This is a genomic window from Roseibium sp., from assembly GCF_025698965.1.
GTDB lineage: Bacteria > Pseudomonadota > Alphaproteobacteria > Rhizobiales > Stappiaceae > Roseibium.
Genome location: NZ_JAILWL010000262.1, coordinates 1 through 9,021 on the forward strand (window position 1 = coordinate 1; position 9,021 = coordinate 9,021).

General features: G+C 50.3%; 9 protein-coding genes. 2 read left to right on the plus strand and 7 right to left on the minus strand.

What is annotated here, in order from left to right; genetic code table 11:
• From K5905_RS19820 to K5905_RS19835, 4 genes are all read right to left on the minus strand, one after another.
• On the minus strand, positions 1 to 819 hold an 819-nt coding region (locus K5905_RS19820), incomplete at its 3' end, for an ABC transporter ATP-binding protein (protein WP_297586880.1).
• A complete protein-coding gene (locus tag K5905_RS19825) occupies positions 819 to 1,631 on the minus strand; it encodes an ABC transporter permease (protein WP_367186991.1) in 813 nt (270 codons plus the stop codon). The genes K5905_RS19825 and K5905_RS19820, both read right to left, overlap by 1 nt.
• Positions 1,632 to 1,716: 85 nt before the next feature.
• Positions 1,717 to 2,634: an ABC transporter permease gene (locus K5905_RS19830; RefSeq protein WP_297586881.1), complete on the minus strand. Its 918-nt coding sequence runs from the start codon at positions 2,632 to 2,634 to the stop codon at positions 1,717 to 1,719.
• Between the two features lie 75 nt (positions 2,635 to 2,709).
• Positions 2,710 to 4,221 (minus strand): ABC transporter substrate-binding protein, encoded by a 1,512-nt coding sequence (locus tag K5905_RS19835; RefSeq protein ID WP_297586882.1) that lies wholly within the window; start codon positions 4,219 to 4,221, stop codon positions 2,710 to 2,712.
• Positions 4,222 to 4,388: 167 nt separating this feature from the next.
• On the opposite strand from K5905_RS19835, the gene K5905_RS19840 reads away from it, so the two are divergent.
• Positions 4,389 to 5,162, plus strand: a complete 774-nt coding sequence (locus K5905_RS19840; RefSeq protein ID WP_297586883.1) for an IclR family transcriptional regulator — start codon at positions 4,389 to 4,391, stop codon at positions 5,160 to 5,162.
• A 16-nt stretch (positions 5,163 to 5,178) separates the two neighbouring features.
• Positions 5,179 to 5,955 (plus strand): IclR family transcriptional regulator, encoded by a 777-nt coding sequence (locus K5905_RS19845; protein ID WP_297586884.1) that lies wholly within the window; start codon positions 5,179 to 5,181, stop codon positions 5,953 to 5,955.
• A 217-nt stretch (positions 5,956 to 6,172) separates the two neighbouring features.
• Here K5905_RS19845 and K5905_RS19850 read toward each other — a convergent pair whose 3' ends face one another.
• The 3 genes from K5905_RS19850 to K5905_RS19860 all read right to left on the minus strand — a co-directional run.
• Positions 6,173 to 7,417 (minus strand): site-specific integrase, encoded by a 1,245-nt coding sequence (locus K5905_RS19850; RefSeq protein WP_297586885.1) that lies wholly within the window; start codon positions 7,415 to 7,417, stop codon positions 6,173 to 6,175.
• A gap of 499 nt (positions 7,418 to 7,916) precedes the next feature.
• Positions 7,917 to 8,147 (minus strand): hypothetical protein, encoded by a 231-nt coding sequence (locus tag K5905_RS19855; RefSeq protein WP_297586886.1) that lies wholly within the window; start codon positions 8,145 to 8,147, stop codon positions 7,917 to 7,919.
• Between the two features lie 125 nt (positions 8,148 to 8,272).
• Positions 8,273 to 9,021 (minus strand): SDR family oxidoreductase (locus K5905_RS19860; RefSeq protein ID WP_297586887.1); only part of this gene is annotated, 749 nt, incomplete at its 5' end.

Genomic DNA, 9,021 nt, shown 5'->3' on the forward strand with positions numbered 1-9,021 from the left:
TGCATTAATCAAGGCTTTTGTGTAGGGGTGCTGTGGATGGGTTAGGATCATATTTGCCTCTCCCTTCTCAACGATGCGGCCTTGCTTCATGACCACAACCTGATCAGCAATTTCGGCAACAACGTCAAAGTCGTGCGTGACAAACATAACACCAGCATCATGCCTGTCCCTGAGTTGCCTTATAAGCTTTAAGATCTGAGCCTGTGTGGTTACGTCAAGTGCAGTCGTTGGCTCATCCGCTATGAGGAGCATGGGGTCGAGTGCCAAAGCCATGGCAATCATCACCCGTTGCCGCTGCCCACCGGAAAGTTGGTGCGGATAACAATCGTATAGTCGTTCCGTTTCCGGAAGCTTTACTTCGTTTAGCAAATCAAGTGTGCTTAGCTTGGCTTCTTGTCTTGAAACCTTGCGATGAGAGAAAAACACCTCATCGATCTGGTTTCCTATCGTAAAACAGGGATTTAATGCGGTCATGGGCTCCTGAAAGATCATGGCCATTCGATCTCCACGCAGACCACTCCGCTCCTTCTCGGACGTGGAGAGTAGATCCCGTTCACCGAACCAGATCTGCCCTTCAGTCGGTTTGAGGATTTTTGGCAACAATCCCATTGTAGCGAATGAGGTAATCGACTTTCCTGAACCCGATTCACCGACAATGCAGACGGTTTTCCTTGGCGGAATTTCTATACTTACATTTTCTACGGCGAATGCTCGATCACCTCCAAGCGGCAGTTCAATCGTAAGATTTCTGATAGATAGTACGGGAGTCTCGGCCGAGGACATTTTTCTGACCTTTGAATTTTGAAAAGTAGATTGCATCAGTTTCGACCTTCCGGAGCACTGACATCACGCAATCCGTCACCGAGCATGTTGATTGCCAGCACGAGCACAAATAAAGCTATGCCCGGTATTGTTATGAGCCACGGCTGGAAGAACAACATCTCCTTACCTTCTGAGATCATCAACCCCCAGGAAGGAACTGGTGGCTGAACCCCAAGACCTAAGAAAGACAAAGCCGCCTCCAAAATAATGGCATGAGCCATTTCCAGAGTAATTATCACGATCAAACTGTCTGCAATATTAGGTAATACGTCTTTTGCAAGCAACCTGGGAAGACGGGTTCCAAGTATTTGGCCCGCTGCAATGTACTCCATCGATCTAACTTGCATTGTTGCACTTCGAAGGACGACAGCGAAACGATCCCAAAGCAACAGACCCAGCACCAAGATTACAACAAGCAGCGACCCACCGAATAATGCGACAAGCGCCAGCGCAACCAGAACAACGGGCATTGCGAGACGAACATTGATCAGAAAAGTTACAATGAGATCGACACGACCACCGAAGTAGCCCGCCAGAACCCCCAACGTGGTACCGATCAGTCCAGATATCAGCGCCGCGGCAAATCCGATCAGCAACGAAATTTGAGCGCCATAGAGAAGTCTCGAAAGATAATCTCGTCCCAGATGATCCGTTCCTAAAGGGTGCTCCCAACTGCCTCCCAGAAAGACAGGTGACTGAAGGCGATTGGCCAGATCCTGCAGGTAGGGATCGTGCGGCGAAAGCAACGGTGCTGCAACTGCAAGAAACAGCAATGTTCCCATAATGCTGAGACTGAACAGTAAACCCAAATGTCCTCTTGCGCGCAAAAGTATAACGTCACGCGGGCTTGGAGATTTTAGCAGTGTCTGTGTTGTTTGCGAGGAGACTGACATCTTAGTTTACCCTCATGCGCGGATCGAGCCATGCGTTTGCGACGTCGGCACAAAATGTGAAGACGATGTAGAACATTGAAAAGACAAGGATCAGTGCCTGAATTGTCGGGAAATCATTCCGGGCGATGGACTCCCAGGCAAGAAACCCAGCGCCATGAAGCGCAAAGATCGATTCCACAACGATTGAACCGCCCAGCATGAAACCGAGCTGGACTGCTGCGAGCGAGACAACTGGAATGATCGCATTTCGCAGTGCATGCTTGAACAAAATCTTGTTCTGGCTCAGGCCCTTTGCACGCGCGGTTCGGATGTAATCAGCCGACAGAACCTCAAGCATGCCCGCGCGTGTAAGCCGCATGATCGCAGGCATTGCGTAGTAGCCAAGTACGATGGTTGGAAGGACAAAGTGTTTCCATGTGTCCGCCCCTGATGCCGGCAGCAACCTAAACCAGATTGAAAAAATCATAATAAGCACAAGACCGAACCAGAAACTCGGCATTGCCTGCCCCATAACTGAAAAAAACAAGCAAAGGCGGTCAACGAAACTGTTCGGTCGGGTCGCAGCAAGGACACCAAGAGGAACTGCCACACAAAGCGCAAACGTGATTGCAAGGACACCCAGCGTCATAGTCACCGGGAGATGTGCAGCAATCAGATCAATCACCGGAGTTTTGAAGTAAAAGCTATCTCCAAAATCTCCAGAGACCGCGCGAAGCAACCAGTCCAGATATTGAATGACAAAAGGCCTGTTGAAACCATACAAACTCCTGATGGCTTCAATGTCCTGTTCCGTAGCCCCTTCACCTGCCATCGCAATAGCAGGATCTCCTGCAAGAAATAGCAGACTGAATGATATGAACGACACCGTGACTGCAACCAGCACCGCCAGCAGCAATCGTTTGAGTGTGTAGATAAACATAACCCCATCCTTAAAATTGGGGGGAGCCTGACAAGCATAGCTTCCCCCATGTTTACTCAGCTTCTTAGTGTGCTGCTATTTCCAGCTTGCTGCGTAGAAGCGCGGGATTTCATCCGGATAAGGTTTAAACTCGAGCTCATTGATGTAAACGTAGTTGGTATTGTAAGACCAAAGTGGAAGCCAGTAGATCTCGTCTGCTATTTTCTTCAGTGCTTGCTCGTAGTTTGCGGTTCGCAATTCGACATCGATAGAATTGTCCGCTGCTTCCAGCCAATCCGCGACGTCATCATCAAGGGCATAGTCATCCTTGCCTTTTCTGAAGAAATGACTCGTAATCGCCGACACATCGTTGATGGAATTTGAGCCCCACGTCATGAACTTGAAGGGAATTTCGCCTGAATGATCCAAGTCTCTCAGTGCGGCATACTTCATGTAGCTGAAATCGACAGTAATCCCGACGGAAGCAAGATTGCCGATCATAGCTTCTGCGTATTCCCGATCCCGATAAGCGTAAAATGGAATTGTTAGGCCGTCCGGGTAGCCTGCTTCAGTGAGGAGTTGACGCGCACGCTCCGGATCGTAGTCATAATTCACCACGTTTTCTGAACAACCCAACTGGCTCGGAAAACAAGCTGAGTGGAGGACCTTGGACTTACCTTTCAAGAGCTCGTCTACAATTGCTTCACGATGAATCGCGTGGGCAATCGCTTTTCTCACCCGAAAATCCGTCAACGGGTTATCTCCCGATCGACCCGCAGCATCGAAACTTAGATAACCGACACGCATCGTGGGCTCATTTGCTACGGTATACCCGTAACCTAACTGCTCAGCTTGGTCGGCCGGTATTTGCCAGATCCAGTCAATCCCGCCAGACAGCAATTCAGCGAATTGCGTATTTCTTTCCGGGATGGTTTTCCAAACGATCTTGTTGATCGCCGGCGTTCCTTTTGGCCCTGCGAAGTAATTTTCGTTTCGTTCTAAGACATACCGGCTACCCGGCTCCACTTCGACAATCCTGTACGGACCAGTACCGACAGGTTCCAATCCCATTCCGACAGGTCCGACTTCGTTAAAGTACTCCTTCGGGAACATCACTATCGGACCAGACAAATACTCTAGTGCCGCAGGAAATACCTTCTTCAGCTTGAGACGAACTGCGTACGGTCCGGTCTTCTCCGCGCTATCGATCCAATTCACTGTGCTTTGATTGGAAACACCGTTTGCGGGTTCAGCAATCCAGTTCAAAGTAAAAACGACGTCGTCCGCATCAAACGCCTCACCGTTGTGAAAAACCACGTCTTCTCGGAGCTCGAACTCCAGCGTTGTTTCGTCGACCCATTGAAAGGACTTGGCAAGGTTCCCCAGATACTCGCCTGTGTTCGGGTCCCGGTAGAGCAAACCGTCCCAAACGTGTCTTGCCATCACCACCATTTCCCTGGCAGTCGCCACGTAAGGATTCAAGCTCTCTAATTGCTTCGGAAACGCGACTCTCAACGTATCGGTAGCTTTGTCGGCCCAACTCGGAAATGCGGTCGATGTCAGCATTGCAGCTGCAGCAAATGTCGTGAGCAGGTTTCTTGAACTCATACTTCCCTCCGCTTAATGCACATTGCTTGAATTCAGAAACTACGCAATGCAATTTTTATATACGCATAGTGTGATCTCAATTTCAAACTTGTCAACTATTAATCGAATTCAGAGGCATTGTAATCGCATTGCGTAGTACTGTAGTCTGATTTCAAGGAGAATCAGCAATGCAAAACGCAAATCGGAAAACCATTGGTGCACTCGGCAAATGCATGAAAATATTGGAGGTTTTCGGACCAAACACTCCAGAGCTGCGATTAGATGAAATTGCCGGACTGACAGGTATCAACCGCAGCTCCGCTCAACGATCTGTTCATACACTCTGTCAACTTGGATATCTTGAACGGCAATCGAACAGACCGACATATCGCCTGAGCGCGAAAGTTCTGGATCTTTCGTTCGCCTACATGAGGTTCAATGATTTGCTAAAAATGGCCGCTCCGGTTGCGGTGTGGCTCGCCAACACATCAGGTGTACGAACCGACGTTGTCATGCGAGACGGAAATGAGGTCGTTTACCTCCTCCGAATTCCATCTCGAAGCGAAATGTTTTCAATTTCTCCTGCGGGTCGCCGCTGGGGCATCTTGTCTAGCGCGTATGGACGGACGATTCTCGCAAAACTTGATCCAGCAGTCAGGGACGAAATTACAAGGAACGCCCCGATCATTGCTTCAACTGGAAACACAGTTACTGACAGATCAAGGATCGCGAGAGAGATTCAAAAGGCAGCTGAGCAGGGCTATGCCTATCAGTGCGGTGAGGTAATTGACGGTGCGGCCACAATAGCAAGCCCGATTGTCGCTCCGGACGGCGCGCCCGTGGCTGCCATTGGGCTGGGCACGACAGTTACCGAAATGCAAAACACCAAGACAAGAAAAAAATTGGCGAACGCTGTCGTGAACGCCGCCCGCAGCCTTTCAACAATCTACGCCACTCAGTAAAAAAAGAATTCGAACGATGCAAGAATTAAACGAATCCAGAGAAGAAGACCCGCTATTTCTTGATTCTGTAGCTAGATCATTTCACGTCCTGGAATGCTTCAAGCTAGGAAGCAGAGAATTAAGCAATGGCGAAATTCAAAAAATTACAGGATATACATTTCAAACCGTCAACAGAATCACAAAAACATTTGAAGCTGAAGGATACTTAGTAAAGAATGAAAGAAAAAAGACCTTTCAGCTTTCAATAAAGGCGATTGATTTACAATTCAAGTTCCTTTCAACAAACCCTATTGTTAAACTCGTTTGGCCGATTTTGGTAGACTTGAGGGAAAAAACAAAAGGACGTGTTTCATACTGCATTTTGGATCATTGCGACATTGTCTACTTGGCGCGTGTAGCGGCGGAAGCGACAGATTACCAAACGTCTATCGTAGGTCGCCGGAGACCCGCACTTGCCACTGCTGGTGGACGTGCGATCTTGTCCCAAATTCCGACGGACGAAGTCCAAAAAATCTTGGTGGCGTCCGATTTGCAGGCACAGACTCCACATTCTCTGACGGACAAGAACAAGATCTTAGAAGAGATTCAGAGCACCTATAAACGAGGATATGCAATTACCAATCAAGAGACTCTTTTGGGTGAATTGAGCTGTGCGGTTCCGGTCTTTGGTGGCGACGAGAAACCTGTAGGCGCCATAGTCCTGTCTGTCTCGAACGATACCTACTCGGTCGAAAATGCAACCGCACAACTGGTGCCGTTGCTTCGAGCAGCTGCAAGAAGCGCATCACTATGACAATTCTCTCGGTTGTTCAAAGCTCACCATCCTCATGTCTACAGACACTTGAGCGCACGTCAGTGCGCTGATCCGAGATGCATTGAAGTTCAAAAAGCTATCGAAAACTTCGGCGGTGTCCGTTGCAAACCATTAGGCATATGTCGCTTTCAATCAGAAGAGTTCAAAGAAAGAGGCAAGCGGACCTTTGTATAGGCGCGAACCAAATAAGTGATTGCTAAGTACAATTTTCACCGGTTAGTCGTGTTGTCTCTGCACCCATCATCTTCTCCAACGACAAACCGATCGCATCTGACGCGCGTCTCGCCGGGTCATCGGCAATATGGGCATACCGCTGCGTGGTCATTGATGAAGCGTGCCCGAGCAGCTTGCCAACGATTGGAAGGCCAAATCCGGCCATCGCACCAATACTGGCATGGGTGTGCCGGAGATCATGCAATCTGACATCTTTGAGTTCGGCAGCTGCGCGAATGTGGGTCCAGGGTCGTTTGAGGTCATGCCTCGGTTGATCCGGAATGTCGCCCAGGATGACATATTGATCGGTGCGCTCCATGGATTCAAGAATGGCGATCGCAGATCGGTTCAGGATCACGGTTTTCCGGCCGGTCTTGGAATCGGGAAGAAACAATAGCCCACGTCCGATATCCACTTCCTTCCATTGCAGATGAAGGATTTCCCGAAGCCGGCAGCCGGTCATCAGCAACAGGCGAATGGCATTGGTGACATGGGAGGGATAGATGATCGTCTGGTTATCCTTGGCTACATGCTTGAGCCTGTCGCCCTTCGCCTTGATGGTCCAGGGCAAGCCTTTGGTCTCCGCCTTGACCAGGGCGCTGCCCAGCCTCGCCAGTTCTTCTTCGCTCAGGTAGCGCTGACGACCCTGCTCCTTGAACCGCTTGACGGCCCGGGTTGGATTGAAGGTCTCCGGAACATACCCGTTGTCAGCCCCCCAACTGAAGACACTGCTCAGATAGGCAATCACCCGGTTGGCATGAGAGGGGTGTTCCACGAGGCCGATATGGATCTTGTTTACATCCTTGGTGGTGATTGCCTCGGCGGGACGCTTACCAAGCACAGGAAGCACATGCTTGTTCAACCCGGACTGATAACCCGCCAGGCTTGTGGGCTTCAGCTTCGGTCCATGTCCTGCGATAAAGAGGTCAACCAGCTGCGAAAGGGTCACTGCCTCGCGCTTGGCGTCCCGTTCCGCGGCAGGGTCCTCTCCGAGGGTTACGCTTGCCAACACTTTCTTGGCTGCATCACGCGCTTCCTCGGCCGTCAGGGTTCCAACGTTGCCGAGTTTCACCTGGCGGCGAATGTTGCCATTTCGATATCTGCAAATGAACGTCTTGCGACCATTGGCGCCGATCCTGATGCCGAAACCGCTGAGAGACTCGTCCCAGACAAAATACCGTTCGCCCTTGAGAGCCAGGGCATCGACACTCCGTTTTGAAATCTTCATTCGAACCGTCCAAACAATTTCCAGGAGCTCCGTTCGAATCCCAAATGGCGTCCATATGGCGTCCAAGTGCAAGCAAATTGGCGGAAGCGTCGTCCAGAGCAATCAGGAAGAAAGATTAACAAAAACAATTAGATATGAAAGATGATCAGGTTTCAAGAAATTTGAGAAAACATCAAAAAGTCTATTTGTAATCTCGGGGTCGCGGGTTCGAATCCTGCTGCCGGCACCAGTTTTCTCAGGTCCATTCTCATCAAATACTTAGCTTGTGGAAGAGTTTCCACGTTGCTCGCCGGCGTCCAAGTGGGGTCCGTTTGCGCTTGAGCACTAGTGGCCACTATTGCTGTAAGCGATAGGAAGAAAGCATTTGTCGTTCGCAAGGACTTTCATTGGGCCGTAGCCCAATATCTTGGCTTGAAACCCCAGTACCCAAGCATCAATAGTTCTCAAAAATCTCATGCTTGAAGACTGCAAAATCAGCGACGAATTTTCACACAAAAAGCTAAGCTGGCTTCGACCTTGAGTTGGGCCGTTTTGAACGCCGGTTAAAGGTCCGTCTGATCCGGCTTGCCATTTTTGGACATTCCTTTTCAGCAGCCGGGCGCAAATACGGTCGCGCCGGCATGGTCACCGGCTTGACCAGCCACGCACAGCCATCGTCTTGCGGGATCGCCCGGGCTTGCGCCTCTTTGGGCTTGATGACACCACCAAGTTCATGGATCAGGGTAAGCACGCGACATCAAGGCCTCCTCAGTTGGAGACCGGGTTTCACAAATGGAGACAAACGGCATCAAGAATTTCAATCGGATTTCAATCGACGCGCTCCGGGCGGGAACACGACGCTTGGTATCAACCGCACTACCGCAAGCCACTCCACGCCGCCGCCGTCTCTTCAACGAAGGATGCGTAACTGCGGGGACCGTCTGGTAGGAGCGTAGCTTGCGTTTCAAAGACTTGCGCATCTACAGGACAGCCATATCGTTGAAAGTAGCGGTTCATGATCAAAAAATCGAAGTTGAACCATGATGGTATCATCGTTTCCATTCTTGATTCGAATTCTTCCGGCGTATAGTTGGGATACAGGACGGTGCGCCCTATTGCCTTGGACCAAAGCGCAGCGGTTTCTTCGCCGTTGGGAGCATCCAAGCTCGACAAGGTGAAAGCTTCATTATTCGCGCGTGGGTTTAGGAGCAAGTTCGCTGCTGCAAGCGCTACGTCTCGAGCGTCGACGCGGGTCACGGGAAAATTGCCTATCGGCCAAGGGTAAGAGCCGGCAACAATAGCATCTTTCAGCCACAGGTCATTTTGAGCAAAATTCGTAGGCCGCAGTATCGTGTATGGAATCCCGGTGTACCGTATCGCCGTTTCGATCGCTATTTTTGAACCTGAATGAGGGACGAGCGGTGAGAGCGTCGACATATGGTTCGACAAATAGACAATATATTTGCAGGAAGACTCGTCTGCGATTGCAAGGGTCACCAGCCCGCGTTGGGTTTCCAGCGGATCATTGGCAACCAGCAGAAACACAATCTCCACACCTTCGAAAGCGCGCCGCAGACTAGCTGGATCATCCATGTCAGCAATGACCGCTTCCACACCGATGGGCA